The 24,728-nt window shown below is 67.9% G+C and carries 24 protein-coding genes and 1 tRNA gene; 11 read left to right on the top strand and 14 right to left on the bottom strand.

Going from position 1 to position 24,728, the window contains the following annotated elements:
• Positions 1-19 precede the first annotated feature (19 nt).
• From SROT_RS01925 to SROT_RS01940, 4 genes are all read left to right on the top strand, one after another.
• A complete protein-coding gene (locus tag SROT_RS01925; RefSeq protein WP_013137325.1) occupies positions 20-430 on the top strand; it encodes a hypothetical protein in 411 nt (136 codons plus the stop codon).
• Between the two features lie 213 nt (positions 431-643).
• Positions 644-1,159 (top strand): hypothetical protein, encoded by a 516-nt coding sequence (locus tag SROT_RS01930; protein WP_013137326.1) that lies wholly within the window; start codon positions 644-646, stop codon positions 1,157-1,159.
• A 30-nt stretch (positions 1,160-1,189) separates the two neighbouring features.
• Positions 1,190-5,752 (top strand): glutamate synthase large subunit, encoded by a 4,563-nt coding sequence (gene gltB / locus SROT_RS01935; protein WP_013137327.1) that lies wholly within the window; start codon positions 1,190-1,192, stop codon positions 5,750-5,752.
• Between the two features lie 38 nt (positions 5,753-5,790).
• Positions 5,791-7,239, top strand: a complete 1,449-nt coding sequence (locus SROT_RS01940) for a glutamate synthase subunit beta (protein ID WP_013137328.1) — start codon at positions 5,791-5,793, stop codon at positions 7,237-7,239.
• Between the two features lie 112 nt (positions 7,240-7,351).
• On the opposite strand, the gene SROT_RS01945 is transcribed toward SROT_RS01940, so the two are convergent.
• The 6 genes from SROT_RS01945 to SROT_RS01970 form a co-directional block, all read right to left on the bottom strand.
• On the bottom strand, positions 7,352-7,978 hold the full coding sequence (locus SROT_RS01945) for a fasciclin domain-containing protein (protein ID WP_013137329.1): 627 nt from the start codon (positions 7,976-7,978) through the stop codon (positions 7,352-7,354).
• 252 nt (positions 7,979-8,230) lie between these two features.
• Positions 8,231-9,028, bottom strand: coding sequence for a galactan export ABC transporter ATP-binding subunit Wzt/RfbE (gene wzt, locus SROT_RS01950; protein WP_013137330.1), 798 nt, complete (start codon positions 9,026-9,028; stop codon positions 8,231-8,233).
• 9 nt (positions 9,029-9,037) lie between these two features.
• Positions 9,038-9,898 carry a galactan export ABC transporter permease subunit Wzm/RfbD gene (gene wzm / locus SROT_RS01955; protein ID WP_013137331.1) on the bottom strand — a complete coding sequence of 287 codons (861 nt, stop codon included), beginning with the start codon at positions 9,896-9,898 and terminating at the stop codon, positions 9,038-9,040.
• Positions 9,899-10,017: 119 nt separating this feature from the next.
• The gene (locus SROT_RS01960; RefSeq protein WP_013137332.1) at positions 10,018-10,488 is read right to left on the bottom strand and encodes a bacterial proteasome activator family protein; all 471 of its coding nucleotides are present in this window, start codon (positions 10,486-10,488) and stop codon (positions 10,018-10,020) included.
• 15 nt (positions 10,489-10,503) lie between these two features.
• Positions 10,504-11,484: an NAD(P)H-quinone oxidoreductase gene (locus SROT_RS01965; RefSeq protein ID WP_013137333.1), complete on the bottom strand. Its 981-nt coding sequence runs from the start codon at positions 11,482-11,484 to the stop codon at positions 10,504-10,506.
• A 32-nt stretch (positions 11,485-11,516) separates the two neighbouring features.
• The gene (locus tag SROT_RS01970; RefSeq protein ID WP_245535336.1) at positions 11,517-12,182 is read right to left on the bottom strand and encodes a TetR/AcrR family transcriptional regulator; all 666 of its coding nucleotides are present in this window, start codon (positions 12,180-12,182) and stop codon (positions 11,517-11,519) included.
• Between the two features lie 435 nt (positions 12,183-12,617).
• On the opposite strand from SROT_RS01970, the gene SROT_RS01975 reads away from it, so the two are divergent.
• Positions 12,618-12,703 (top strand) — tRNA-Ser (locus SROT_RS01975).
• Between the two features lie 18 nt (positions 12,704-12,721).
• Here SROT_RS01975 and SROT_RS01980 read toward each other — a convergent pair.
• Positions 12,722-13,756 (bottom strand): hypothetical protein, encoded by a 1,035-nt coding sequence (locus SROT_RS01980; RefSeq protein ID WP_013137335.1) that lies wholly within the window; start codon positions 13,754-13,756, stop codon positions 12,722-12,724.
• Positions 13,757-14,012: 256 nt separating this feature from the next.
• Between SROT_RS01980 and SROT_RS01985 the strand changes: the two genes are divergently transcribed.
• Positions 14,013-14,555, top strand: coding sequence for a hypothetical protein (locus SROT_RS01985; RefSeq protein WP_013137336.1), 543 nt, complete (start codon positions 14,013-14,015; stop codon positions 14,553-14,555).
• Positions 14,556-14,668: 113 nt separating this feature from the next.
• On the opposite strand, the gene SROT_RS01990 is transcribed toward SROT_RS01985, so the two are convergent.
• The gene (locus tag SROT_RS01990) at positions 14,669-15,184 is read right to left on the bottom strand and encodes a 2-oxo-4-hydroxy-4-carboxy-5-ureidoimidazoline decarboxylase (RefSeq protein WP_013137337.1); all 516 of its coding nucleotides are present in this window, start codon (positions 15,182-15,184) and stop codon (positions 14,669-14,671) included.
• A gap of 111 nt (positions 15,185-15,295) precedes the next feature.
• Between SROT_RS01990 and SROT_RS01995 the strand changes: the two genes are divergently transcribed.
• The gene (locus SROT_RS01995; RefSeq protein WP_013137338.1) at positions 15,296-16,090 is read left to right on the top strand and encodes a hypothetical protein; all 795 of its coding nucleotides are present in this window, start codon (positions 15,296-15,298) and stop codon (positions 16,088-16,090) included.
• Positions 16,091-16,093: 3 nt separating this feature from the next.
• Here SROT_RS01995 and SROT_RS02000 read toward each other — a convergent pair whose 3' ends face one another.
• The gene (locus SROT_RS02000; RefSeq protein WP_013137339.1) at positions 16,094-16,588 is read right to left on the bottom strand and encodes an inorganic diphosphatase; all 495 of its coding nucleotides are present in this window, start codon (positions 16,586-16,588) and stop codon (positions 16,094-16,096) included.
• Between the two features lie 107 nt (positions 16,589-16,695).
• On the opposite strand from SROT_RS02000, the gene dacB reads away from it, so the two are divergent.
• The 3 genes from dacB to hpt are packed head-to-tail and all read left to right on the top strand — an operon-like array spanning position 16,696 to position 19,700.
• Positions 16,696-18,096, top strand: coding sequence for a D-alanyl-D-alanine carboxypeptidase/D-alanyl-D-alanine endopeptidase (gene dacB, locus SROT_RS02005; RefSeq protein ID WP_041406828.1), 1,401 nt, complete (start codon positions 16,696-16,698; stop codon positions 18,094-18,096).
• Positions 18,081-19,073: a tRNA lysidine(34) synthetase TilS gene (gene tilS, locus SROT_RS02010; RefSeq protein WP_013137341.1), complete on the top strand. Its 993-nt coding sequence runs from the start codon at positions 18,081-18,083 to the stop codon at positions 19,071-19,073. Before dacB ends, tilS begins: the two co-directional genes overlap by 16 nt.
• A 21-nt stretch (positions 19,074-19,094) precedes the next feature.
• Positions 19,095-19,700: a hypoxanthine phosphoribosyltransferase gene (gene hpt, locus SROT_RS02015; RefSeq protein WP_013137342.1), complete on the top strand. Its 606-nt coding sequence runs from the start codon at positions 19,095-19,097 to the stop codon at positions 19,698-19,700.
• 110 nt (positions 19,701-19,810) lie between these two features.
• Here the strand turns inward: hpt and pssA are convergent, their stop codons facing one another.
• From pssA to SROT_RS02030, 3 genes are read right to left on the bottom strand one after another with little or no spacing between them, the layout of a single operon-like run.
• Positions 19,811-20,713: a CDP-diacylglycerol--serine O-phosphatidyltransferase gene (gene pssA / locus SROT_RS02020; RefSeq protein ID WP_013137343.1), complete on the bottom strand. Its 903-nt coding sequence runs from the start codon at positions 20,711-20,713 to the stop codon at positions 19,811-19,813.
• The gene (locus SROT_RS02025) at positions 20,710-21,444 is read right to left on the bottom strand and encodes a phosphatidylserine decarboxylase (RefSeq protein ID WP_013137344.1); all 735 of its coding nucleotides are present in this window, start codon (positions 21,442-21,444) and stop codon (positions 20,710-20,712) included. The genes pssA and SROT_RS02025 overlap by 4 nt, the downstream gene beginning before the upstream one ends.
• Positions 21,445-21,474: 30 nt before the next feature.
• Entirely contained in the window at positions 21,475-22,746 is a 1,272-nt protein-coding gene (locus SROT_RS02030) for a molybdopterin molybdotransferase MoeA (RefSeq protein WP_013137345.1), read from the bottom strand.
• A gap of 143 nt (positions 22,747-22,889) precedes the next feature.
• Here SROT_RS02030 and SROT_RS16325 point away from each other — a divergent pair, with 143 nt between their 5' ends.
• Positions 22,890-23,063 carry a hypothetical protein gene (locus tag SROT_RS16325; protein ID WP_013137346.1) on the top strand — a complete coding sequence of 58 codons (174 nt, stop codon included), beginning with the start codon at positions 22,890-22,892 and terminating at the stop codon, positions 23,061-23,063.
• A gap of 151 nt (positions 23,064-23,214) precedes the next feature.
• Here SROT_RS16325 and SROT_RS02035 read toward each other — a convergent pair whose 3' ends face one another.
• On the bottom strand, positions 23,215-23,880 hold the full coding sequence (locus SROT_RS02035; protein ID WP_245535337.1) for a L,D-transpeptidase family protein: 666 nt from the start codon (positions 23,878-23,880) through the stop codon (positions 23,215-23,217).
• A 48-nt stretch (positions 23,881-23,928) separates the two neighbouring features.
• Positions 23,929-24,648, bottom strand: coding sequence for a L,D-transpeptidase family protein (locus SROT_RS02040; protein ID WP_245535338.1), 720 nt, complete (start codon positions 24,646-24,648; stop codon positions 23,929-23,931).
• Positions 24,649-24,728 lie beyond the last annotated feature (80 nt).

Below are 24,728 nucleotides of genomic sequence, written 5' to 3' on the forward strand. Positions count from 1 at the left end.
ATGACGCTCACGGCCCAGCATGGCAATCGTCAACCACCACGAGCGGGCGCGGAAACTCGCCGGATCAGCCGAATTGGACTCGTGGATCAGCAAGTGCGCGCACTACGACGAGGTCGAGCACTGGGACGCGGCCGACATCAAGATCAGTTTGACCCAGAAAACCGTCGTCGAGCGCCAGCAGGACCCAGGGCTCTCCCAGGCCCATGGCGTCGGGATCAAGATCTTCTCCCCGTCTGTTGTGTGGCACGTCTCTGGGGTCCCGCTGCCGGACCAGGTGTACACCGTCGCGGACGAGTACGCCTATGTGGCTTTCGTGCGGGGCGTGATCGTCTTCGCCGACTGCAAACAATTCGAAGGCAAGCAGGATTATCTGCCGACTATGCAGAAAATGTTCCTTGAGACCTATCAGAAGGTGCAGGCGCTTCCGTAACGCCGTCGAGGACCGCGCTCGCGCGGCGGACGGTCTGCCCGGCGTCTTCTCCCCGGACCGCTCTGGCCTGGCGCCCGCGGGCTTTGCCCGGCGTCGCCGCGTGACTGATGTATCACGAGCTTCTACTAGCGCAGCGTGGGGAACATGCCGTATCCTCTGCTCAGACAGACCGTTGGGACAGTGGAAAGAATTCGAAAGGAATCCAAAAGGACCATGCGAAAGCGACATCTCGTTCTTTCTGCCATCTTGGCGCTCCTCGGTTCTGGCGCGTTCGGCGCGGCTCCGGCCTCGGCCGAATCCGACCCGGCGGCCTGCGCGGCGCTCAACGACTTGCAGCCCAAGCTCGAAGCGCAAGTTTCGAGCATCAACGGGATCAGCTCCAAGGAGCGTGAAATCCGTGAGAACACCAACGACCCCGACGAGAAGATCGCGTCTCGCGAGGGCCAGCTCAGCCAAACCATCGACATTCAGAACGGCACCGCCGACCAGCTGCGCGGCGTCGCGGACACGGTGGAGAACCCACAGGTCCAGGGGGTGTTGAACAACTGGGCGGACGCGCTCAACGGGTTCTCGGACGCCCTGCAGGACCGCCTGGACAACGGACTTGGCGAGGACCCCGACCCGCAGTCCGCCTCCTGGTTGCACGCCACCGCCCAGCGTGTCAACCTCGCCGCGGACGCCTTCCGCGCCACCTTGAAGTCGGTGTGCGCCGCGCCCCCCAATTCCTAAAGCCCACTCCTAGTTTCGAGCAACCACCAGATGAACCGCAGCCCCAGCCCGCAAGGGCTTTATCACCCATCCGAAGAGCACGATTCCTGTGGCGTGGCCATGATCGTTGACATTCATGGCCGCCGTAGCCACGAATTGGTCGCCAAGGCGATCGCCGCTCTGGTCAATTTGGACCATCGTGGCGCGGCCGGGGCCGAGCCCAACACCGGGGACGGCGCTGGCGCGCTCATCCAGGTGCCGGACCGGTTCCTGCGCGCTGTCGCCGGGTTCGAACTGCCCGAGGTGTACGCCACCGGCATCGCTTTCCTGCCCCAGGGCGGCTCCGACGCCGAACAGGCGGCGCGGGCTGTGGAAAAGATCGTCGAGTCCGAAGGCCTCGCGACGCTCGGCTGGCGGGAGGTGCCCGTCAACGACTCGTCCATCGGCGCGCTGGCGCGGGACGCGATGCCGACGTTCCGGCAGATCTTCATCGCGGACCCGCGTGGCCAGCTCGACGGCCTGGACCTTGAGCGGCGGCTCTACATTGTGCGCAAACGCGTGGAGCACGAGTTGCGCTGGGGCGATGAGCGGGTGTACTTCCCGAGCCTTTCGGCCCGCACGCTGGTCTACAAGGGCATGCTCACCACGTTGCAGCTGCGCGAGTTCTACACGGACTTGCAGGACGAGCGGGTGGAGTCCGCCGTCGCCATCGTGCACGCCCGGTTCTCCACGAACACCTTCCCCTCGTGGCCGCTCGCGCACCCGTACCGTTTCATCGCGCACAACGGCGAGATCAACACGGTCGCGGGCAACTCCAACTGGATGCGCGCGCGCGAGTCGTTGATCCGCAGCGACGTGTTCGGCGGCCCGGAGGCGTGGCAGAAGATTTTCCCGATCGTCACGCCCGGAGCCTCGGACACCGCCCGGTTCGACGAGGTTGTGGAGCTCTTGACCCTCGCTGGCCGTCCGTTGCCGCACGCGATGCTCATGATGGTCCCCGAGGCGTGGGAGAACAACCCGGACATGCCGAAGGCGCACCGGGACTTTTACCGCTACCACGCTTCGCTCATGGAGCCGTGGGACGGTCCTGCGGCGATGTGCTTCACCGACGGTTCGCTGGTCGGGGCGTTGCTCGACCGCAACGGCCTGCGTCCGGGGCGGGTGTGGGTCACTGACGACGAGGTGATGGTGGCCTCCGAGGCCGGGGCGTTCCCCGTGGCGCAGGAGAAGATCATCCAGAAGACCCGGCTGCGGCCGGGCAGGATGCTCTTGGTGAACATGGCCGAAGGCCGGATCATCACGGACGAAGAGGTCAAAGACGAGCTGTCCGCCGCCCAACCCTACGGGGAGTGGCTGCACGAGCAGATCGCGTTGCGCGACTTGCCCGAGCGCGAGACGGTGCGGATGAACCACGAGCGGGTGCTCAACCGCCAGCAAGTGTTCGGTTACACCACAGAAGACGTGAACATCCTCATCAAGCCGATGGCGATGACCGGACAGGAAGGCATCGGCTCGATGGGCACGGACACGCCCATCGCCGCGCTGTCCGAGCGCCCGAGGCTGTTGTTCGACTACTTCCAGCAGCTTTTCGCCCAGGTGACGAACCCGCCGCTGGACGCGATCCGCGAAGAGATCGTGACGAGCCTGTACGGTTCGCTCGGCCCGGAGCGCGATGTGCTCAACCCCGAGCCGCTCTCGTGCCGCCAGGTGCAGCTGGAGCAGCCGATCCTCTCGAACGACGACTTGGCGAGGCTGGTCGCGGCCAATGACGACGGGAAGTACCCGTGGCTGCGTTCCACGGTGATCCCTGGCCTGTACCCGGTGGCCAAGGGCGGCGACGGCATCGCCGCCGCCCTCGACGTGATCCGCTCCCAGGCGTCGGACGCGATCGCGGGGGGCGCGCGGCTCATCGTCCTCTCGGACCGGAATTCGAACGAGTCGCTGGCCCCGATCCCGTCGCTTCTGCTCACTGCGGCGGTGCATCACCATCTGATCCGGGAGAAGACCCGCACCAAGATCGGCTTGATCGTGGAGACCGGCGACGCGCGCGAGGTGCACCACATGGCGGCCCTGCTCGGCTGCGGCGCGGCGGCGGTCAACCCGTACCTCGCGTTGGAGACGTTGCACGACTTGGTCGAGCGGAAGCTGATGCCGGGCTTCACCTACGCCAAAGCCGAGGCGAACTACCTGAAGGCGACCAGCAAGGGCGTCTTGAAGATCATGTCCAAGATGGGCATCTCCACCCTCGCCTCCTACACGGGAGCGCAGCTTTTCCAGGTTATCGGCCTGGACCAGGGTTTGGTGGACGAGTACTTCACGGGTTTGCGCAGCCAGCTCGGCGGGGTGGGCCTCGCCGAGCTGGCCGCCGACGTCGGGGTGCGCCACCACCGCGCTTTCATCGAACGCCCTGAGGAGCGCGCGCACCGCGAGCTGGAAGTCGGCGGCGAATACCAATGGCGCCGGGAGGGGGAGTACCACCTCTTCAACCCGGAGACGGTGTTCAAGCTGCAACACTCCACCCGCACGGGCCGCTACGACGTGTTCAAGGAGTACACCCGGGCCGTGGACGAGCGGGCCGAGAAAATCGGCACGCTGCGCGGGCTGTTCGAGTTCGACCCGCGCGGTCGCGCGCCCATCCCGGTCGAGGAGGTGGAGCCGGTCAGCGAGATCGTGAAACGGTTCTCCACCGGCGCGATGAGCTACGGCTCGATCTCCGCGGAGGCGCACGAGACGCTCGCGATCGCGATGAACCGGCTCGGCGGTCGCTCGAACTCCGGCGAGGGCGGCGAGGACGAGGACCGGTTCACCCCGGACGAGAACGGCGACTGGCGGCGCAGCGCGATCAAACAGGTCGCCTCGGGACGGTTCGGCGTGACCTCGCACTATCTCGCGAACTGCACCGACATCCAGATCAAGATGGCGCAAGGCGCGAAGCCCGGCGAGGGCGGACAGCTGCCAGGGCACAAGATGTACCCGTGGATCGCGAAGACACGGCACTCCACGCCCGGAGTCGGGCTCATCTCCCCGCCGCCGCACCACGACATCTACTCGATCGAAGACCTCGCGCAGCTCATTTACGACCTGAAGAACGCGAACCCGCAGGCGCGGATCCATGTGAAACTCGTTTCGGAGATCGGCGTCGGCACGGTCGCGGCCGGGGTTTCCAAGTGCCACGCCGACGTCGTGCTCATCTCGGGCCATGACGGCGGCACCGGCGCGAGCCCGTTGAACTCGCTCAAGCACGCGGGGGCCCCGTGGGAGCTCGGCCTCGCCGAAACCCAGCAGACCCTGTTGCTCAACGGGCTGCGGGACCGGATCGTGGTCCAGGTGGACGGGCAGATGAAAACCGGCCGCGACGTCGTCGTGGCAGCGCTGCTCGGGGCCGAGGAGTACGGTTTCGCCACCGCGCCGCTCGTCGTCGAGGGCTGTGTCATGATGCGCGTGTGCCACCTGGACACGTGCCCGGTGGGCGTGGCGACGCAGAACCCGGTGCTGCGGGCCCGGTTCGACGCGAAGCCCGAGTTCGTCGTGAACTTCTTCGAGTTCGTCGCGCAAGAGGTCCGCGAGCTTTTGGCCAGCCTCGGTTTCCGCACCCTGCAAGAGGCCATCGGCCAATCGCAGCACCTGAACACCTCGCGCGCGCTGGCGCGCTGGTCTGGTGAGAAAGCGGGCAAGCTGGACCTCTCGCCGATCCTGCACCAGCCGGAGTCGCCGTTCATGAACCAGGCCCCGTACTGCACCAGCAAGCAGGAGCACGGGCTGGAGAAGGCGCTCGACCAGGTGTTGATCTCCCAGGCCAGGGACGCCATCGACAACGGCGCCGAAGTGCTCATCGAGTCGAAGATCGGCAACCTCAACCGTTCCGTGGGCACCATGCTCGGCTACGAGGTCACCAAGGCGCACGGCGCGGCGGGCCTTGCCGAGCACGCCATCACCGTCGACTTCACCGGGATCGCGGGCAACAGCTTCGCCGCGTTCGTGCCCAAGGGCGTCACCTTGCGTTTGCGCGGGGAGGCGAACGACTACGTCGGCAAGGGCCTCTCGGGCGGGAACGTGACGATCCGTCCGGCCGAGGAGTCTTCGGACCGGCTCGTCGCCGAAAGGAACATCATCGCTGGCAACGTGGTGCTGTTCGGGGCGACCAGCGGCCACGCCTTCATCCGGGGCATGGTGGGCGAGCGGTTCGCGGTGCGCAACTCCGGCGCGACAGCCGTTGTCGAAGGCATCGGCGACCACGGTTGCGAGTACATGACCGGCGGCAAGGTCGTCATCCTCGGCCCAGTCGGGCGCAACTTCGCGGCAGGCATGTCCGGCGGCGTCGCCTACATCTACAACCCGGACACCACGTTGGAGCGCCGGGTGAACCCGGAGTTCGTGAACCTCGAAGACGTGGACGGCTCCGACCAGGAGTGGTTGCGCGCGATTCTGGCCCGGCATGTGGACGAGACCGGTTCCTCGGTCGCGTCCCGCGCCCTTGCCGACTGGGAAACCGAACGGCGCAACTTCGTGAAGGTGATGCCCAGGGACTACAAGCGCGTGCTCATCACCATCGAACGCGCCAAGCGCGAGGGCCGCGACCCCAACCAAGCGATTATGGAGGCGACTCGTGGCTGAGCACGCGGTGCTTTCCAGCGAGAAAGAGATGACTTGCCATGCCTGATCCGAGCGGCTTTTTAAAGCACACCATGGCCCAGCTCCCCGCGCGTCGGCCCGTGCCGTTGCGTCTGCGCGACTGGAACGAGGTCTACCAGGAGTTCGACGAGACGACGCTGCGCAACCAGGCGAGCCGGTGCATGGACTGCGGCATCCCGTTCTGCCATCAGGGCTGCCCGCTCGGCAACTTGATCCCCGATTGGAACGACCTCAGCCGCACCGGCCAGTGGCGTGACGCGATCGAGCGGTTGCACGCGACGAACAATTTCCCCGAGTTCACCGGCCGGCTCTGCCCCGCGCCGTGCGAATCGGCGTGCGTTTTGGGCATCAACCAGGACCCGGTGACGATCAAGCAGATCGAGGTCGAGATCATCGACCGCGCCTTCGAGGAGGGCTGGGTCCCGCCGGTGCACCCGCATCAGCTCACCGGCAAGCGCGTCGCCGTCGTGGGCTCCGGTCCCGCTGGCCTGGCGGCCGCGCAACAACTGACCCGAGCCGGGCACATGGTGACCGTCTTCGAGCGGGACGAGCGCATCGGCGGCCTTTTGCGTTACGGCATCCCCGATTTCAAAATGGAGAAGCGGCACATCGACCGCAGGCTCGTGCAGATGGAGGCGGAAGGCACGATTTTCCGCGTCGGCGTGAACGTCGGCGTCGACGTCACTGTGGAGAAGCTGCGCGCCAGCTACAACGCGGTCGTGCTCGCCGTCGGGGCCCTGGAGCCAAGGGAGCTGGATGTTCCGGGCCGCGACCTCGACGGGGTCGTGCAAGCGATGGACTACCTGCCGGAGGCCAACCGCGCCCTGTACGAGGGGCGCGCCGCGCGGATCGACGCGAGGGGCAAGCGCGTCGTGATTATCGGCGGCGGCGACACCGGGGCCGACTGCCTCGGCACCGCGCTTCGGCAAGGCGCGGCGAGCGTGCATCAGTTCGACATCAACCCCGAGCCGCCGAAGTCCCGCGACGAGACGATGCCTTGGCCCACCTACCCAAGGGTCTTGCGCTCCTCGGCCGCGCACCAGGAGGGCGGCGAGCGCGTGTTCGCGGCCAACACGATCGAGTTCATCGGCCGCGACGGCGCGCTCGTCGGGCTCAAAGCGCATGAGGACGTCCGTCGCGAAGGCCGCTCCATTGTGTCCGTTGGCGGCGAGTTCACCCAAGAGGCCGACCTGGTGCTGCTCGCGCTGGGTTTCACCGGGCCGCAGCGCCCGGACCTGTTGGACAAGCTCGGCGTCGAGCTCACCGAGCGCGGCGACGTCAAGCGCGACGAGAACTACCAGACGAGCGTGGAGGGCGTCTTCGTCGCCGGCGACGGCGGCCGAGGCCAGTCGCTGATCGTGTGGGCCATCGCCGAGGGCCGCGCCGCCGCCGCTGCCGTGGACGAATGGCTGGAAGGCGAGACGGCGCTGCCGAGGCCCATTGCGCCGCACGCCCAGCCATTGGGCTGACTGCACCAGCACGAGTCCGACCCGGCAGTGCTGCCCGCCATACGGCGGAGCGCTGCCGGGTCGGACGACTTGCCTTGCTCGCCCCACCCGCGCCGGTGCGGCGAGCAACACGTCATTCGGTCGGCGGCATGAGGACCGTGTCGATGAGGTAGACCGTCGCGTTGGCGGTGTGGATGCCGCCGCAGATCACCGACGCGCCGTCGACCTTCAGATCGTCCCCGGAGCCGGTGACGGTCACCGCGCCGCCTTCCACGGTGGCGTGCTCGCCGTCGATGTCCTCGGGCTCAATCTGCCCAGGCACCACATGGTAGGTGAGGATCTTCGTCAAGGTCGGCGAATCAGTTTTGAGCGAGTCGATCGTGGCATGGTCGATCTTCGCGAAGGCCGAGTCGACAGGGGCGAACACCGTGAATTCGCCGCCGTCAAGGGTGTCGACCAAATGCACCTCGGGATTCAGCTTGCCCGACACCGCCGACGTCAGCGTCGTCAGCAACGGGACATGGGAAGCCGCCACCGCGACCGGGTCCGCGGCCAATCCGGCGACTGACCCGGGTCCGGCCGGCACCTTCGCGGCGTACGCCTTGCAGCCCGCGCCGACCAGCGCCGACGAATACCCTTGCGCACTGGCCGCCGAGATCCCGGGCAGCGCCGAACTGTCGTTTGTCAATCCCGCAAGCCCCATCGTCGCGACCGCGACGACGCCTGCTGCTGCGAATGAGTTTTTGAGAGTGCTGAGCATAGTGACGTATCTCCTTCGAGAGTCCCTTCGAGGCAGAGCAGAGTTTGCCCTGCCACTATGCATTCGGAGCCGCGGCGCCCCCGGATGGGGGGCGAGCGTGTTTTTCGCCGGATTTCCGGCTCGGCCCTCGCGCACATGCTCCCTGATGTGGTGCGGCGCCTGCGCCAGTGCGGAACGAACCCCGGCCGCGGTGACAGCTGTGGGGAAATTTCTGCGGGAAAGTATTCGAGACGAGGAGCATGCCCGGGCCGATCAGGGGGTCTCGTCCCAGCCGGGATTCGCGAGGACGTGTGCGACGCTCGCCCCGGCGGCGGGCCCCTCGTATGCTGTGACGACTTCCTCGATGCCGCCAGACATGCGGATGCTGCCGTGGTCCACCCACAGCGCGCGCTCGCAGAACTGGGCGAGGAACTCGTTGGAGTGGCTGGCGAACACCAGGATGCCCGAGCGGCGCACGAGAGCTTGCAGGCGCTCGCGCGCCTTCTTCATGAAGTCGGCGTCCACCGCGCCGATGCCCTCGTCAAGCAACAGGATCTCCGGGTCGATGCTGGTCACGACACCGAGCGCGAGCCGGATGCGCATCCCGGTGGAGTAGGTCCGCATCGGCATGTCCAAATAGTCGCCGAGCTCGGAGAACTCCGCGATCTCCTTGATTTTGCGCAGCATCGACTTGCGGGTCTGGCCGAGGAAAAGCCCCCGGATGAGGATGTTCTCGTACCCGGAGATCTCCGGGTCCATGCCGACGCCGAGGTCGAAGACCGGAGCCACGCGGCCACGGACCACCGCGGTGCCCCGGGTCGGCTCATAGATCCCGGCAAGCAGACGCAGCAGCGTGGACTTGCCGGCTCCGTTGTGCCCGACGAGGCCGATGCGGTCGCCCTCGTGCAGCGAAAGCGTGATGTCGCGCAGCGCTTCGACGATGGGGAATTTGCTGGAACCGGCAATTGTGCCGCCTGCCTTGCTGAGCACCGCTTTCTTGAGCGAGCGGGTTTTGGCGTCGAAGATGGGGATCTCCACCCAGGCTTGGGCGAGGTCGACGGACACAGTCATGGTTTCCTCCTACACCCAGTACGCGACGCGGGAGCGGTATTGCCGCATCACGACGAGCATGCATCCGAATCCCGCCGCGGTCAGGGCGATCACGATCCACCAGTGGTACGCCGCCTGCGGGGCTCCGATCATCGGCGCGCGCAAAATGTCCACATAGTGGTAGAGCGGGTTGATCTCCACGAGCCGCGCCCGCCGGGCCACCGCGCCGCCCTGCTTGGTCAGTCCTTGGGTGGTCCAGACGATCGGGGTGAGGTAGAAGAGCAGCTGGGTGATGTTGGAGACCATCGGCACCACGTCTCGGAACCGGGTGGCGACGACGCCCGCGACCATCGCCACCCAGACCGCGTTGAGCAGGAGCAGGGCGAGCGCGGGGAAGGCGAGGAGCATCGACCACGACCAGTGCCTCGGCGGGAACACGGCGATCAGAATGACGTAAATGACCAAGTTGTGCGCCATGAGCAGGGCTTGGCGCCAAATGAGCCGGTAGATGTGGATGCTGATCGGCGCGGGGAGCTGTTTGATGAGGCCTTCGTTCACGATGAAGACCTCAGAGCCCTCCTCGACCGAGTTCTGAATCAGGTTCCAGATGATGAGGCCCACGGTGACATGGGGGAGGAAGTCGCGCAGATCTTGGCCCAGCAGCATGGAGTACAGCAGGGCCAGGCAGATGGCGATGGTGCCGGTGGAGATCGTGATCCAGAAGGGGCCGAGCACCGAGCGGCGATAACGCTGCTTGATGTCCTGCCAGCCGAGCTGCAACCACAGTTCGCGGCCTTCCACGCCGCGTCGCAAATCGTCCCAGGCGCGTGAGAAAGACCGGGAGGAGGCCCGTGCCGGGGCGAACCCGTGCTCTGCGGCTGTGCCGCTCATCCGAGGAGGCGCCGAGCGGCCCCGTCGGCTCGGCTCTTCGTCGGATGCGGCCAGGGCGTCGCCGCGGCTTTCTGCGACGTGTTGTTCGGCATGGTCTCGCTCTCTTGTCATTCCAAGCGTCAAAGATACTGCCCGGAGCCCGGCCCGGCGCTGTGCCCCGGCGGCAGCGCCTCGTGCCGGGACTGGTCGACCTGCGCCCGAGCGGCGAGCTGCTGCGCGATGAGCGTGGTCTGTATGCCGTGGAAGAGGCCTTCGAGCCAGCCGACGAGCTGGGCCTGCGCGATCCGCAGCTCGTCCTCGGAAGGGGTCTCGCCTTCCGTGAACGGGAGGGTGAGGCGTTGGAGCTCCTCGCGCATCGAGGGCGCGAGTCCTTCTTGCAGCTCCTCGATGGACCGGGTGTGGATCTCACGGAGCCGGGCGCGCGACGCCTCGTCGAGCGGAGCGCCTTTCACCTCTTCAAGGAGCTGTTTCACCATCGAACCGATCCGCATCACCTTGGCGGGCTGCTCGACCAGTCGGTCGAGGCCGTCCTCCGCGTGCGGCTGGTCGAGAATGACGATGTTGTGCGACTGGTGGTTCTCCTCGGTCATAGTCTCTCTAGTGTCTCATGCCAGTAGGACAGTCTTGCCGAAGATCTCCCCTGCTGCTAAAGCTCTGTGCGCCGCCTCGGCCTCGGCGAGCGGAAAAGTCCTGTCAAGGACCGGTTTGACCGTGCCCTCGGCGATGAGCGGCCAGACGTGCTCGCGCACTTGCGCGATGATCGCGGCCTTGCCGAGCGTCCCGCCCGTCGCCCGGTTGCGCAGCGTCGAGCCGATGACGCTCGCGCGCTTGAGCTGGAGCGCGCCCAGGTCGATCTGTTCCGCGTGACGGCCGCCGATGCTGGCGATGAGCAGGATTTTTCCGTCCAGGCCCAACACTTTCAGATCCCGAGCCAAGTAGGGGCCGCCGATGTGGTCGAGCACCAGGTCCGCCCCGTCGGGCCAGCGCCGCCGGAGCACGTCAGCGAAGTCTTCTGTTCTGTAGTCGATGACGATCTGCGCCCCGAGCTCCCGGCACCGGTCCGCCTTTCCCTGGCTCGCTGTCACTGCCGCCTCGGCTCCGACTGCTCGCACGAGTTGGACAGCGTGGGTCCCGACGCCGCTCCCGCCCCCGTGGATCAGCACGCGCCTGCCGGGCGCGAGGCCGCCGATCATGCCGAGATTGAGCCAGACGGTGGCCGCGACTTCGGGCAGCCCAGCCGCTTCGGCCAGTGTCGCCCCGGGCGGCACCGGCAGGACGCACGCCTCGTGCGCGACGGCGTACTGCGCGTAGCCGCCGCCTGCCAACAGGGCGCACACTTCGTCGCCCACAGCCCAATCGGTGACTTCCCCGCCGATTTCCGCGATCCGTCCTGCGACTTCAAGCCCGAGGATCTGGCTCGCTCCGGGCGGGGGAGGGTACGCGCCAGCGCGCTGCGCGAGGTCGGCCCGGTTCACGCCAGCGGCGGCGACTTCGATGAGCACGTCGCGCGGACCGGGCTCCGGACGAGGAGCCTCGGCCAGGAACATGGCTTCGCCGTCTGCGGAAGGCACAACAATCGCGCGCATGGGACGGGATTCCAGCGATCGCCGTTTCGGCTTCAGGACAGCAGTTTGCGCAGCAACTTCCCGAGAAGTTCCTTCGGGTACTTCTCGGGGTCCGGCAATGCCTGGACGGTCAGGCCCTCGTTGACCGCGAGCAGGACGGTCGCGAGTTCTTCCTCGGTGAGCTCCACGGAAGGTTTCTTCCCGGCAGCCTCTTTGGCGAGGTTCTCGCGGACCGGGCCGAACGCCTCCTTGATCCGCGTCGCGAACTGCTGGCGGGCTTGCAGATAGGGCTGGCGCAGCTCTTCCTCGCGGACGACGCGGGCCCAGTACTCAAGCCACACCAGCCTCCAGTGGCGCTCTTTGAAAATATTGGAGGTGAAGAACCGGCTGATCTCATCAAGGTCGGCGGAGCCGCTGGCGGCGAAATTGGTTTCGGCCACACGGCGTTCGAGCTGGTCTTCGATCATGGCGAAGTACAGCTCGTCTTTGCTGGAGAAGTTGCTGTACACAGCGCCTTTGGTGAGGCCCGCCGCCGCCGCGACGATGTCGAGGGACGCGGCTGTGTAGCCCAGTTCGCCGAACACGATCAGCGCGGCGTCGAGCAGGCGTTTGCGGACTTCCGCGCGCGTCGGGCGCCGCTGGCGCTTCGGAATCGGAATCCGGCTGGCAGGGTTCTTCTTCGCCGCAGGAGTCTTTTTCGCCGCGGAGGTTTTCTTCACGGCGGTTTTTCGCGGTGTCTTCGCGTTCGACGAGGCCCGGGTCCGTGATTGCACAGAACCGCTCGGAGTTGAAGACGAATCAGCAGTCGGGGTCATCATTCGTACGGTAGCACGCTTTGCCCAGCGTCGCACTGAGGTCTTCGCCGGTGCGCCACGCCAAAAGGCGTCCTGCGCCCGGCGCGGAAAACCGTTCGTGCGGGGAGAAGATTTTTCAGCCGTCCGCCGACCCCGTGCGCCCGTTCTGAGGATGGTGAGGAACACCACGCTCAACCCCAAGCCGAGAACACGTCCCAGGCGGAGAACGCAGAGGGCGCGAAGGACGGTTTCGGTTTTGGGGAGGCGAGCCGCGGGCGTGATCGCGCCCCGCTGGAATTGGCGGCTCCGGCAGGGCCACCAGGTACACTAGTGCGGCTCCGGGGTGTCGGAGCTGTCTGAGGAAGTGTGGCAGAGCGGCCGAATGCGCCCGCCTTGAAAGCGGGTGAGGTTAATACCCTCCGGGGGTTCAAATCCCTCCACTTCCGCCTCGGGCTTGCGCGGCGTTAGCGCATATTGCGCAAACCCTGCACGACTTTCGAGAACATGATGGGGATTTGCTGGCGCATTTGGGCGTTCTGGCTCTCGTCGCAGCTGGACAGGTCGCACACGCCTTCGGACAGCACCAAGAGGCCCCGGATGCGGGCGGCGAAGAAATACTCGTGCCCCCGAGGGCCCTGCGGGCCGAGCTCGGTGAACTCCACCCCGAAGAACGGGTCGGAGAAACCGGCGGGGCCGGGCAGCGGGGCGACGCGGAAATGGACAGGAGCCTCGCCGGGCTGGATCTGATAGATGTAGTCGAATTCTCGGCATTGGCCGAGCCACGCCCTCGCCTGTTCGAGGGCGTTGACGTTGTTGTTCTCCTTCGCGATTTGCGCGCCGGCGATCACCTGGCCTTTGGCGTCCTTGGCCACGGCGGTGACGATTCTCGTGATGTCGGGCAAATCGTCGCGGTTCCTGCGGATTTCGAGATGGCTCCAGCAGCCGGGCGGATTGGTCGCCTCTGGGGGAAGCGGTTTGACGCGCTCGTCGGCGTTGGCCTCGCCAGGTGCGTCGATAGAGGGCTGCACCGGGGTTCCCGCTGGGAAGTCCGACGGCGCGGGCAGGAGCGGCAGCAGCTCCTGGGGGTCCCTGTTCAGAAGGCTCGAGGAGCCTGTTCCTGTCGAGGTGTGACCGGGGCCGTCCTCATGCCCCGCCAGGGAGCTGAGAGCGGACTGCCCGTCTGCTGCGTCTCTGCGGCCGCTCTTGCCGAGGAGCAGCGCCACGGCGGCCACAACGAGCACCGCGGCGAGGCCGCCTCCGGTGAGCGACCACAGCAGGGCTTTGTTTTTCCGCTTCGGAGCCGGCATGGGGGGATGCTGCGCGTAATGCGCCGGGTATTGCGCGGACGGCGGGGGAGGGGGCGGCTGGCCGTGGCCATACGGGGGCGGCGGCTGCTGGCCGCCGTAGGGCGGCTGGGCGGAGGAGGCCGGCCGCTGCTGGAAGTGCTGTCCCGCGTGCCCTGGGCCGCCGGGATGCCGAGGGGTGATCGGGCTGTTCATGCGTTGCTCCGTCCTCAGGGGTGTTTGCCATGCTCAACGAGCGGGCAATCGGTTCTGCTGAGCCTAGTGCTTCGCTGTGCGGCGCCGCGCTCCGGTGTTGCGACAGGAGAAAGCGAGTTCGTGGCGCCCAGCCTGTTGGGCTATGCTCACAGGATTCCTCCAGAAAGAGACGGTAGCGTTGTCAATCGCAGGATAGCGGCTGCGGCCGCTCAGGACGCCTGAGCAGTAGGCTCAGCATATAGATATGGAGTTCGCTATGCGTGGAACCAAGGCCTCTCGCGGGCTTGTGGTGGCTGCTGCGTTGATGTTCGGCGCGTTGGGCTCGTCCCTCGCGGTGGCAGACCCCGAGCCAGCCCCCGCTCCGGCCGTGCCGACAGCGGAGACCCCGACCATGACCACCGAGACCCCGACCCCGGTCTCGCCCGAGTCCACCGCCCCCGTCCCCGCCGGCACGACTGGCGGCTCGGCCTGCGCGGTGATCCGGTCCAACAAGACCCAGATCGACGATGCGACCTGGCCGCTCAAGGTCGCCACGAAGGTCGAGGGCTGGGACTGGAGCGGCGACGCTGTGGAAGCTCGTGCCCGCATCGACAGCCAGCTCCCCCAATACTTGGCCAACCTCCAGGAAGGGGCCAAGCAGAACGACGAAACCGGCAGCGCGCTGCATGACGCGGTGGAGGCAGGCCACGAACTGATCACCACCATCGACCACAACGGCGACGCGGGCGACACCGCTGGCGCGATCAGCGCCTTCGACAAGGCGTTGAACGACGCGCTTCGCTCCTGCATCCAGCAGTAGTGCCTGAACGGGACTGAGACGCTCGAACGACTGAGGTTCTCGACATGGAAAAGCGGCCAGGTTTTCCTGGCCGCTTTTCCATGTCCCGCTTTTCTATGCCGCCGCGCGGCTCGTCACCAGAGCGGGTAGCCGCCTTCCGGGCCGAGCATCCGCTCAAGCCTGTGGCGGTGGACTTTGGCGAGCTCGTTGCGGACGACTTTGCCCTCGGTCTCTTCGTCGTTGTGCAACCGCTGTTCGGCCACAGCGATGACTTCTCCAGCGCTGAGCTCCCCCGCGTAGATGAGGAACGGGCGGTTGAAGTGCGCTTCGTACTGGCCGACGACAGCGTGCAGGCGGCTCATCACCGCGTGGTCCTGGTCCCAGATCGCGCACTGCTCGCCTTCGCTCGCTTTGCTCTTCGGCCTCGACCCGACGCCGGGGTGCGAGGCGACGATCTGGCCGAGGGTTTCCTCGTCCACCCGGAAAAGCTCGTGGTCGGCGAGGCTGAACAGGTCTGACCGGCTCGCGTACGGCCTGGCTTTGGCCAGCCGCTCCGCGAGGACCACGCAATGGCAACATTCGAAGAGGGCGCTCACGGCGCTTTTCGGCTCAAGGGCGTTCAGGCCTTCGAGTCCGATGCCTTGATGCATGAACACATTCTTATGTTCCCGCTTGCGACGGGGACATGTCCAATACCGGAGGGAAAATTATCGTGTCCGTAACACGGGGCCGCCCGTCGGGCTTGGGGGTATCGTGTGGGCATGAGGCTCTTGAGGACTGGTCTGTTCTGCGTCCTTCTGCTTGTGTTCCCCGTGCTCACCGGCTGCGCCGCGCCTGCTTTGCTCATGGCGGCGCGCATCGCGGACACAGCGGGCGGCGGCGCCGCGAGCGGGGGGTGGCAGGGGTATCTGCCCAAAGCGGAGGACTTCCCCGGCGGCTGGGACGTCTCTTCGGAGGAGGTGCTGCGGGGCGGGGCGAGCGCGATGTCGTCCCCGATCGACAGTTTGCGGCTGGTCTTCGGCTCCCCGCCGAAGGAATGCTCGCTGCCGGAGAGCTTGTACAAGGCTCAAAAGCATCCGTCGGTGACCGGGGTGAAGGCGCCGGACACCGGCGGCGGCAACGATTTCATCGCCAAGTCGCTGTCCGGGGACATGCATGCCGTCACGGTGGAAATCGGGCCTGCGGCGGGCAAGGAATCGCTGGTGGAGACGGTGCGCGGGCTCGCCGCGCGCTGCGGGAGCTTCCAATTCAGCAAGAACTCCAGCTACGACGACGACTTCCGGGTGGACGGCTCGATGAAACCCGCCGACCCGAAACTCGGCTTCGGCGACGCTGCCGGACTCGTGTTCGCCTTCGCCCCGAACATCAACATGGCGTTCGGCGGGCCCGGAACCGGGTCCGCGTTGGACTTCGGGTTCACCGAGACCGTCTACGCCGCCAAGATCAAAGGCGCGAGCGTGGTCGCGGTCAGCTTCTCGTTCAAAGACCCTGCCGCGGACTCCGCGCTCGTGTTGAAGCTCTTCCGGGACACCGCGAAACGCGTCAACGCGACATGACCGTCAGTGCCCGGAGGCCTTCGCCCGCTCGACGCTGCGCTGGATCTCCGCCTCGGCGGCCGCCCGGTCGGCCCAGTCGGCGGCCTGGACGGACTTGCCTGGCTCAAGGTCCTTGTAGTGCGAGAAGAAGTGCTTGATCGCGTCGAGGTCGAAGGCGGAGACGTCGGCGAGGTCCTGCACCGAGTCCCAACGCGGGTCGCCCGCGGGGACGGCGAGCACCTTCGCGTCGCCGCCCGCCTCGTCGGTCATGTTGAACAGGGCCACGGCGCGCGCGCGGACGACGACTCCGGGGAACACTGACTCCGGGAGCAGCACGAGGGCGTCGAGCGGGTCCCCGTCCTCGCCCAAGGTGTTCTCGATGTAGCCGTAGTCGCTCGGGTAGCCGAAGGAGGTGTACAAATACCGGTCCAGCGTCACCCGCCCGGTCGCGTGATCGACCTCGTACTTGTTGCGGCTGCCCTTGGGGATTTCTACGACCACGTCGAATTCGGCGCTCATCCTGTCCTCTTCTGCTTGTCGTGATGGAGTTCTTGGCGAGAGGAACAATACCGGTCCCGCCGAGCGCGGTGTGCGCTGCGTGGGCGATATCGCGTTACTGTGTGGATATGGCACCGCAACAGCGCTCTGCGCCCGCGCGCCCGAAACACCTCGCGCGTGGCGTGGTCGTGATCCTGGTTGCGCTGGTGGTCGTCGGGGTCGGGCTGTGGGGCTTTCAGGCCTACCAGTCGGCCAACGCCGCCGCCCCCGCCCCGGCTGAGCCGTCCCCCCGGTCTGCGTTGCGGCCAGAGATCCGCCCGGTCTCCCCGGACGCGCCGAGCCCGGCCGCAGCCGCCGTCGCGGCGGTGTTGGACCCGCTCGGCGACAACCCGCTGTTGGCGCGGTTCTCCGGCGTCGTGCTCGACGGGGTGAGCGGCGCCGCGCTGTGGCAGCGGGACCCCGACGCGGCGATGACCCCTGCTTCGACGATGAAGCTGCTCACAGCGGCTTCGGCGGTGCTGAGCCTGCCCCTGGGCGCTCGTCTGGCGACGCGTGTGGTGGCCGGCTCGGACCCGGGGCAAGTCGTCATCGTCGGCGCGGGAGACCCGACGCTTTCCGCGGCGCCCGACGGGGAGCAGTCGTTCTACCCCGGCGCGGCGCGGCTGGACGACCTCGTCGCCCAGGTCAAGCAACACCACCCAGGGCCGGTGGACGAAGTGCTCGTGGACGATTCGGCCTACGAGGGCCCGAATTTCGCCCAAGGCTGGCTCCCCGGCGACGTCGCAGACGGGTTCATCACGCCGATGGACCCGCTGATGCTGGACGGCGGCAGGCTGGACCGGAGCCGGGACGAGTCGCCGAGGACGACGACCCCCGCGCTCGACACGGGCAAGGAGCTCGCCCGGCGCCTCGGAGCCGACCCGGAGCGGACCCGGCTCGCGCCTGCCCCTGCGGGCGCGGTCGCATTGGCGCAGGTCCAATCTGCGCCGCTGCGCGAGCGCATCCTGCAATTCATGCTCGCCTCGGACAACGTCCTCGCGGAAGCCGTGGGGAGGGAAGTGGCGCGGGGCGCGGGCAAACCGGCTTCCTTCAGCGGCGCGGTCGCGGCCGAGAACGAGGTGCTCGGCAAGGCCGGTGTGGACCTTGCCGCCACGCGGCGCTTGGACTCCAACGGCCTTTCGCTCGACGACCGTCTTTCCGCCAGGACGCTGGCGCGGGTGCTGGCCCTGGCGACCGGGCGCTCCAGCGGACTGCGGCCTTTGTTGGACATGCTGCCGGTCGCCGGTGCGACCGGCACGCTCGCCGAGCGCTTCCGCGACCCGCTCAGCGGGCAGAACACGGCGGGAGCCGGTTTCGTTCGGGCGAAGACAGGCTCGCTCGACGACGTGTCGACCCTCGCGGGCGAGACAGCGGACCAGGACGGCAGGATGCTGGTGTTCGCTTTCCTGTCCAACGACGGGGCCACCTGGGACACGCGGGCCGCGCTGGACGCGCTCGCGTCGGCGCTGCGAGGATGCGGCTGCCGGTGAGCAGTCCGGCGCAACCTGGCGGGGTCGTCTTGTGGGAGCTGCGCAAGGCGCTGCGCGCCTGGCTTGCGCAGCACGCCCCGGCGCAGGCCCGCGTGTGCGTCGCGCTTTCCGGCGGCGCGGACTCCCTCGCGCTCACCGCCGCGCTCGCGCGGGAGCACACGGCAGTCGAAGCGCTCGTCGTCGACCACGGGCTCCAGCCCGAATCTGCCCAGACGGCTGCTCGCGCGGCGCAGCTCGCGTTGGACCTCGGCTGCTCGGGGTCGCGCGTGCTGCCCGTGACCGTCAACGGCGCAGGCGGATTGGAGGCCGCTGCCCGCACGGCCCGGCAGGCGGCGTTGCGGCAGGCTGGGGCCGGTTCGCCTGTGCTGCTCGGGCACACCCTGGACGATCAGGCGGAGACGGTGCTCCTCGGCCTCGCCCGAGGCTCAGGCCCTCGGTCGATCCAGGGCATGCGCGCCTGGGACGACCCATGGGGGCGCCCGCTGCTCGGCGTGCGGCGCGCGATGACCAGGGCGGTGTGCGCGGAACTCGGGGTCCAACCGCATGAGGACCCGATGAACACGGACCCGAGGTTCGTCCGGGCCCGGCTGCGCGCAGAAGTGCTGCCCCTGTTGGAGGATGTGCTCCAGGGCGGGGTGGCTGAGGCTTTGGCGCGCACGGCGGACGCGGTGCGCGCGGACAACGGCCACCTCGACGAGGAAGCGGCGGCGGTCTACGCCAAGATCGGCGGCGCGAAGATCGCCGTCACCGATGTGGCGGGCCTTCCGGGGCCGATCCGGCGGCGGGTGTTGCGGCTGTGGCTCATGGGCAACGGGGCCGGGGCGCTGACCGAGACGCAGATCCGCTCCGTGGACGCCTTGGCGTCCGCCTGGCGCGGCCAGGGACCGGTGGCGGTGCCGGCCGCTGGTCCGCAAGGCGGGGGGCGGCGGTTGATGGCGCGGCGGTCGTATGGCAGGCTCGAACTTGAAATCCGATAGAACAGCCGCAGGAGGGCATATATGAACGAGTCGGCTGTCGCCGCCGCCCCGCAGGCCAATTGGTACGACGCCGACGTGCTCTCTGTCGTGCTGACCGAGGAGCAGATCGCGGCCCGCACCACGCAGCTCGCGCACCAGATCGCGCAGAACCACCCGTATCGGCCCGGCCAGCCGCGTTCGGAAGACCTGCTGCTCGTGACGGTCCTGAAAGGGGCGGTGATGTTCACCGCCGACCTCGCCAGGTCCCTGCCCATCCCCTCGCAGCTGGAATTCATGGTGGTGAGCTCCTACGGGGCGGCCACGAAGTCCTCTGGCGTGGTGCGGATCGTCAAAGACCTCGACCGCGACATCCGCGGCCGCGACGTGCTCGTCGTGGAGGACGTCGTGGATTCTGGCCTCACTCTGTCCTGGCTGTTGCGCCACCTGGCCGCGCGCGAGCCCAAGTCGCTCGAAGTGTGCGCCTTGCTGCGCAAGCCGGAAGCGCAGGAAGCGCCGGTCGCTTTGGACTACGTCGGCTTCGACATCCCCAATGTTTTCGTCGTCGGATACGGCCTCGACTTCGACGAGCGCTACCGGGACTTGCCTTACTTGGGCGAACTCGACCCGGCTGCCGTCGAGCGCCCGTAAGGCGCGGCCGCGCCGATCAGGCCGAAACCCCCGCAGCGGTCTCATCTGTCCTGCCCGCCGAGCACTCGGGCCGGGAGCTCTTTGCGCATGTCATGATGCTGAAAAACCAGTCAGCTCTTGGGGCGGCGCAGGCCCAAACGCCGCGCGGAGCGGGGTTGCGGGGCGACACGCGCGCGGGGATGCGGTGATTCGGCGCGGCGCATGGCCCGGCGCATGGCCCGCCGTTGCGGCGGGCGCAGCTCCCACGCGTCCGGCCGGGCGGTCACCCATCGCCAACTGCGCCACGCGAACGGGATGTGCGCGATGTACACGAGGATCAGCACGATGAGGAACACGTACGGCGCGGCGATGAGGGTGGCCACGGCGGCGGCGCTGGACACGAGGAGCACAGCGGCCAGGCGCGGCGGCACGGAGACGGATTTCAACGCGAGGGTCGGCACCCGGCTAATCATGAGCAAGCCGATGAACATGACCCACGCGGAGACGAGGAACGGATTGGTCCACCAACCGCTGTGCCATTGCAGCGCCGCGGCGATCGGCGCGCAGGCGGTGAGCGCCCCGGCGGGCGTGGGCACCCCGACGAAGTACTCCTTGGCGTACGGGGGCGCGTCGTCGTTGTCGGTCAAGGTGTTGAACCGAGCCAGGCGCAGCACAGCGCACACCACGAACAGCAGCACCGCGATCCAGCCGACAGCGGAGTTCCAGCGCGCCGCGGCGCCGTCTTTGAGCAAGGCGATGTAGATGACGAGCGCGGGGGAGACCCCGAAGTTCAGGGCGTCGGCGAGCGAGTCCAGCTCCGCGCCCATCTTGCTGGTGGCGTCGAGCAGCCGCGCGACCCGACCGTCCAATCCGTCGAGCACGGCGGCGGCGGCGATCAGCGTCAGCGCCACTTCTGTCCGATGGTCCATCGCGAATTTCGCGGCGGACAGGCCGAGACAGATCGCCGAGACCGTCATGACGCTGGGCAGCAGGCGAACACCGGGGCGCAAGGGGCGCGGGGCTGCCGAGATCATGCCAACGCTGCCAACGCCGTCTCGCCGGCGACCGCGCGTTGCCCGACCTTCACCAAGGGCTTCGTCCCCGCTGGCAGGTACACGTCCACGCGGGAGCCGAACCGGATGAGGCCGTACACCTCGCCCCGGCGCAGGCTGCTTCCCGCTGTCGCGTCGCAGACGATGCGCCGTGCCAGAAGTCCGGCGATTTGCACCACGACCACAGGCTTGCGGGTCAGAGCCTCCTCGATCACGAGGCTCTGGCGTTCGTTGCGCTCGGAAGCTTCGGGCCGCTCGGCGGAGACGAACGCGCCCGCGCGGTGCGTGGCGGCGAGCACCTGCCCCGCCACTGGCGCGTGCTGCACATGCACGTCGAAAACAGAGAGGAAAATGCTCACCCGTGTCCGAGGCTCGTCGCCGAAACCGAGTTCGCCGGGCGGCGCGGCCGTGTCCACGAGGCTGACGCGCCCGTCCGCCGGCGCGACGACGAGCGACGGGTCGTCCGGCGCGGCGCGGCGCGGGTTGCGGAAGAACACCGCGCACGCGGCGGCCGCGGCGAGGCCCCCGCGCCGCAGCGCCGCCCCCGCCCGTCCTGGGGCGGCGGCGGAAAGCGCGGCGGCCCCCAGACCGGCGAAGATGAACGGGTAGCCAGCGGGGTGCGGCGGCGGCAGTGTTGCCTTTATCAGGTCGAGAAAGCGTTCTAACTCGGCGGACGGCCCGGTTGCGCCTTGTCGGCGAGGGGGGAGTGCCATGATGGAACAGTCTAGTCCCGCAGCGCGCGATTAGCCCAAATCCCAAACGTCGACCTCGGCGCCCTCGGGCAGCGAGGTGGTCCCGGCGGGGATGTCCACGAGGCAGTCGGACAGCGCCATCGACCGCAAGAAATGCGAACCTGGTGGCCCGAACGGCGAGACGCTGCTGCGGTCCTGCGCCAGCACCCCGCGAAGGAATTGCCGTTTGCCCGCGGGGGAGCGCGGCACTGGTTCGGCGAGCGGGAGCCGCAGCACCTGGCGCCTCGGGCGGGGATGGCCCATGGCCGCGGCGAGCGGTTCGCGCAGGAACACCTCGAAGGAGACCTGGGCCGAGACCGGGTTCCCTGGCAGGGCGACCAGCGCTGTGGCGGCGCCCGCCGTCGGCGGGGCGCTTTCCGCGTGCGCTCGGCGAGCCGGGGAGTACACGCCGCAGCCTTGTGGTTTGCCCGGTTGCATGGCGACAGAGACGAACTCGACCTGGCCGAACTCGGTTTGGCCTTCGGCGAAGGCCTGTTTGACCACTTCGTATTCCCCCGCGGACACGCCGCCCGAGGTGAGGATCAGGTCCACTTCGCCGAGTTCGGCGAGCGCTTGGCCGATCCGGGCGTGGAAGGCCGCCACACTGTCTGGGACGAAGCGCAGTCGGTGCGCGACAGCGCCGGTCTCCTCGACGGCGGCGGCGAGCATGGGGCTGTTGGACTCGTAGATCCTTCCCCGCTCAAGCGGTTGCCCCGGGGCGGTGAGCTCAGATCCGGTGGAGAGGACGAGCACCTGCAGGGGCGCGAAGACGGCGACTTCGGCGAAGCCGAGCGCGGCGATGAGGCCGATCTGCGGCGCTCGCAGCCGTGCCCCGGCCGCGAGCGCGCGCTCGCCCCGGCGGAGGTCTTCCCCCGCGCGGCGGATGTGGGCGCCGGGCTTGGCTGGCGCGTGGGCGCGCACGAACTCGGCTCCTCGGTCGGTGGATTCGAAGGGCAGGATCGCGTCCGCGCCCGGCGGCAGGCACGCGCCCGTCATGATTCTGTGGACACTCTGAGGAGCGAGCGCGAACGTCGCGGGGCTGCCCGCGGGGATATCGGCGGCGACGGGGAGGACGACGGGGTGTTGCTCGCTGGCGCCGGCGAGGTCTTCGGCGCGGGCCGCATATCCGTCCATTGCGGAGTTATCAAAGCTCGGAAGGGGTATTTGGGCGGTTATGTCCTCCGCGAGGACGCGTCCGAGGGCTTGGCCGAGCGGCAGTCGCACGGGCTTTGGCGCACGGATCAGCTCGGCGACGCGGCGCTGGTGCTCTTCGACGGATCGCATGCCGCAAGCCTTCCACATAAGAATTGGTGAGGACTTTCTGAGGGTATGGTAAAGGTCACTTCGTTCCTGGTCCCGGGGCAGTACAGTTGCTCTTGTCGAGAGATAAAGACATATCGGATCGGCGACAGGAAGGAGTCAGGAAGATGAGCCGTCAACTGAAGATCCAACATCTGGACCTGAGCGGTTGCAGTGCGGAGGAGCTCGAGGAATTCGAGCTGACGCAGCTTCTTGCGACCGGTCTGTGCGACGAGTACCAGGACAGCTCGGACGACATCCTGTCTGCGATCGACCACCAGCACCTCCCTCACGCCTCGTAGGCGTTCCCCGAGACCAGAAATGGATCGGCCCCCAGCACGGCGCTGTGCCGGGGGCCGATCCATTTCTGCCGTGTGGCGCTCCTGGCCCCGGTCGGCGGTTCGGCCCCGTCCGGCGTTTTGGCCGAGGATCAGCGCGTGCCCGCAGATTTTCCTATGCTTGGCGGATCGCGATGACCGCGCCTGGTCGCAACCAGGCGATGATCTCGCTCAAGGCGGGTTTCTCCATCGAGACGCAGCCTTCCGTGGGCGCGTCTGCGGCGACGTGCAGGAAATACGCGTTGCCCGCGCCGGGGATTCGTCCGGGGTTCACGCCCATGACCACGGCGAGGGAGTAGGAGTCGTCGTCCAGCTGCTCGCTGGCGCTCTCGTTGAACGGGCAGGTGCCGGGTTTGCACGTGGCGAAGCTGTTGTAGAGCGGGCTTTTCACATCGCCCACCCACCAGTCGTTCGGGCCGGTCTGCCGGTAGGGCAGCCCGGTCGGCGGGGCGGGGTCGGTGCCGAACGCGGCGGGCAGCGAGAACACCCCGACCGGGGTGGCGGGGATGTCGTCCTCGGCTTTGCGGATCAACCCGGCCGCTCCGATCCAGCCAGGCACGTCCCCGGTGGTGTTCGCCCATGTCCCGCCGGTTTTCTCCCAGGCTCCCACCACTGCTTGCGCTGAGTCGCCGTCTGCGGTGACCGCGACCACTTGCGTCGCCGCGCCGACCCAGCTCGCGAACCAGGGGGCAGAAGCCGGAGCCGACGGAGCCGCTGCGGCTTGGGGCGCGAGCGCGCCGCAGAACGCGAGCGCCAACGCGGCGAGAAGAGGCCGTATCACTCGTTCATTATGCGCGGCGGCCCGCTTGTTCTCGGCCGGTTCGCCCATTCACGCGCGCCGGATCGCGATGACGGCTCCTGGTTTGAGCCAGGTGATGAGACTGCGCAGCGCCTCCTTGTCGATCGACACGCAGCCCGCTGTCGGGCCGCCGTCTTGGACGTGGAGGAAGAACGCGCCGCCCGCGCCGGGGGTTCGCTGCGGGTTCACGCCCATGACGACGGCGAGCGCGTACTGCGGGATCGCGAGCTGCTCGCTTTCCTTCTCGCTGAACGGGCAGGAGCCGGGGGCGCATTGCGAGAAGCTGTTGTAGAGCGGGCTTTTCACATCCCCCACCCACCAGTCGTTGGGGCCGGTGCGGTGGTACGGCAGGGCGGTCGCGGGGGCGGGGTCGGTGCCGAACGCCCACGGCAGGGTGAAGACTCCGGCGGGGGTGGCGGGGTAGCCGTCCCTCGCGTGGTCGGTGACGCCCGCGGAGCCGACATGGCCGGGGAGCGGGCCGGTCATGCTCCACCATTGCCCGTTGTATTTGCCCCACACTTCCACGTTGGCGTGGCCGGTCTGGTCCCCGAGCACCGCGACGACTTGTTGTGCGCCGCCCACCTGGCCTGCGAACCACGGCGGGGCCGCCGCCATGGTGGGCGCGGCAGTTGCCGAGGCGGCGAGCGCGAGGGGAGCGATGGCGCTTGCGATGCTGACGAGCGCGCGGCGGACCGCAGGCGCCACAGCGAGCGCACGCTTCCCAAAAGTCGCAGAAGTCCCAAAAGTCACATGGGTATCGTCAAACTTCCCGCTCGGCGCGTCAAGCCGTCGCGGCGCGTTTGTCATATGGGCGAGACCAAGTCGCGATG

The sequence above is a fragment of the Segniliparus rotundus DSM 44985 genome (genome assembly GCF_000092825.1).
Lineage (GTDB): Bacteria > Actinomycetota > Actinomycetes > Mycobacteriales > Mycobacteriaceae > Segniliparus > Segniliparus rotundus.

Excerpts from the sequence above, each read along its gene's own strand:
- SROT_RS01925 (WP_013137325.1), top strand. The coding sequence starts at position 20 with ATGGCAATCGTCAACCACCACGAGCGGGCGCGGAAACTCGCCGGATCA.
- SROT_RS01930 (WP_013137326.1), top strand. The coding sequence starts at position 644 with ATGCGAAAGCGACATCTCGTTCTTTCTGCCATCTTGGCGCTCCTCGGT.
- gltB (WP_013137327.1), top strand. The coding sequence starts at position 1,190 with ATGAACCGCAGCCCCAGCCCGCAAGGGCTTTATCACCCATCCGAAGAG.
- SROT_RS01940 (WP_013137328.1), top strand. The coding sequence starts at position 5,791 with ATGCCTGATCCGAGCGGCTTTTTAAAGCACACCATGGCCCAGCTCCCC.
- SROT_RS01945 (WP_013137329.1), bottom strand. The coding sequence starts at position 7,978 with ATGCTCAGCACTCTCAAAAACTCATTCGCAGCAGCAGGCGTCGTCGCG.
- wzt (WP_013137330.1), bottom strand. The coding sequence starts at position 9,028 with ATGACTGTGTCCGTCGACCTCGCCCAAGCCTGGGTGGAGATCCCCATC.
- wzm (WP_013137331.1), bottom strand. The coding sequence starts at position 9,898 with ATGAGCGGCACAGCCGCAGAGCACGGGTTCGCCCCGGCACGGGCCTCC.
- SROT_RS01960 (WP_013137332.1), bottom strand. The coding sequence starts at position 10,488 with ATGACCGAGGAGAACCACCAGTCGCACAACATCGTCATTCTCGACCAG.
- SROT_RS01965 (WP_013137333.1), bottom strand. The coding sequence starts at position 11,484 with ATGCGCGCGATTGTTGTGCCTTCCGCAGACGGCGAAGCCATGTTCCTG.
- SROT_RS01980 (WP_013137335.1), bottom strand. The coding sequence starts at position 13,756 with ATGAACAGCCCGATCACCCCTCGGCATCCCGGCGGCCCAGGGCACGCG.
- SROT_RS01985 (WP_013137336.1), top strand. The coding sequence starts at position 14,013 with ATGCGTGGAACCAAGGCCTCTCGCGGGCTTGTGGTGGCTGCTGCGTTG.
- SROT_RS01990 (WP_013137337.1), bottom strand. The coding sequence starts at position 15,184 with ATGCATCAAGGCATCGGACTCGAAGGCCTGAACGCCCTTGAGCCGAAA.
- SROT_RS01995 (WP_013137338.1), top strand. The coding sequence starts at position 15,296 with ATGAGGCTCTTGAGGACTGGTCTGTTCTGCGTCCTTCTGCTTGTGTTC.
- SROT_RS02000 (WP_013137339.1), bottom strand. The coding sequence starts at position 16,588 with ATGAGCGCCGAATTCGACGTGGTCGTAGAAATCCCCAAGGGCAGCCGC.
- dacB (WP_041406828.1), top strand. The coding sequence starts at position 16,696 with ATGGCACCGCAACAGCGCTCTGCGCCCGCGCGCCCGAAACACCTCGCG.
- tilS (WP_013137341.1), top strand. The coding sequence starts at position 18,081 with ATGCGGCTGCCGGTGAGCAGTCCGGCGCAACCTGGCGGGGTCGTCTTG.
- hpt (WP_013137342.1), top strand. The coding sequence starts at position 19,095 with ATGAACGAGTCGGCTGTCGCCGCCGCCCCGCAGGCCAATTGGTACGAC.
- pssA (WP_013137343.1), bottom strand. The coding sequence starts at position 20,713 with ATGATCTCGGCAGCCCCGCGCCCCTTGCGCCCCGGTGTTCGCCTGCTG.
- SROT_RS02025 (WP_013137344.1), bottom strand. The coding sequence starts at position 21,444 with ATGGCACTCCCCCCTCGCCGACAAGGCGCAACCGGGCCGTCCGCCGAG.
- SROT_RS02030 (WP_013137345.1), bottom strand. The coding sequence starts at position 22,746 with ATGCGATCCGTCGAAGAGCACCAGCGCCGCGTCGCCGAGCTGATCCGT.
- SROT_RS16325 (WP_013137346.1), top strand. The coding sequence starts at position 22,890 with ATGAGCCGTCAACTGAAGATCCAACATCTGGACCTGAGCGGTTGCAGT.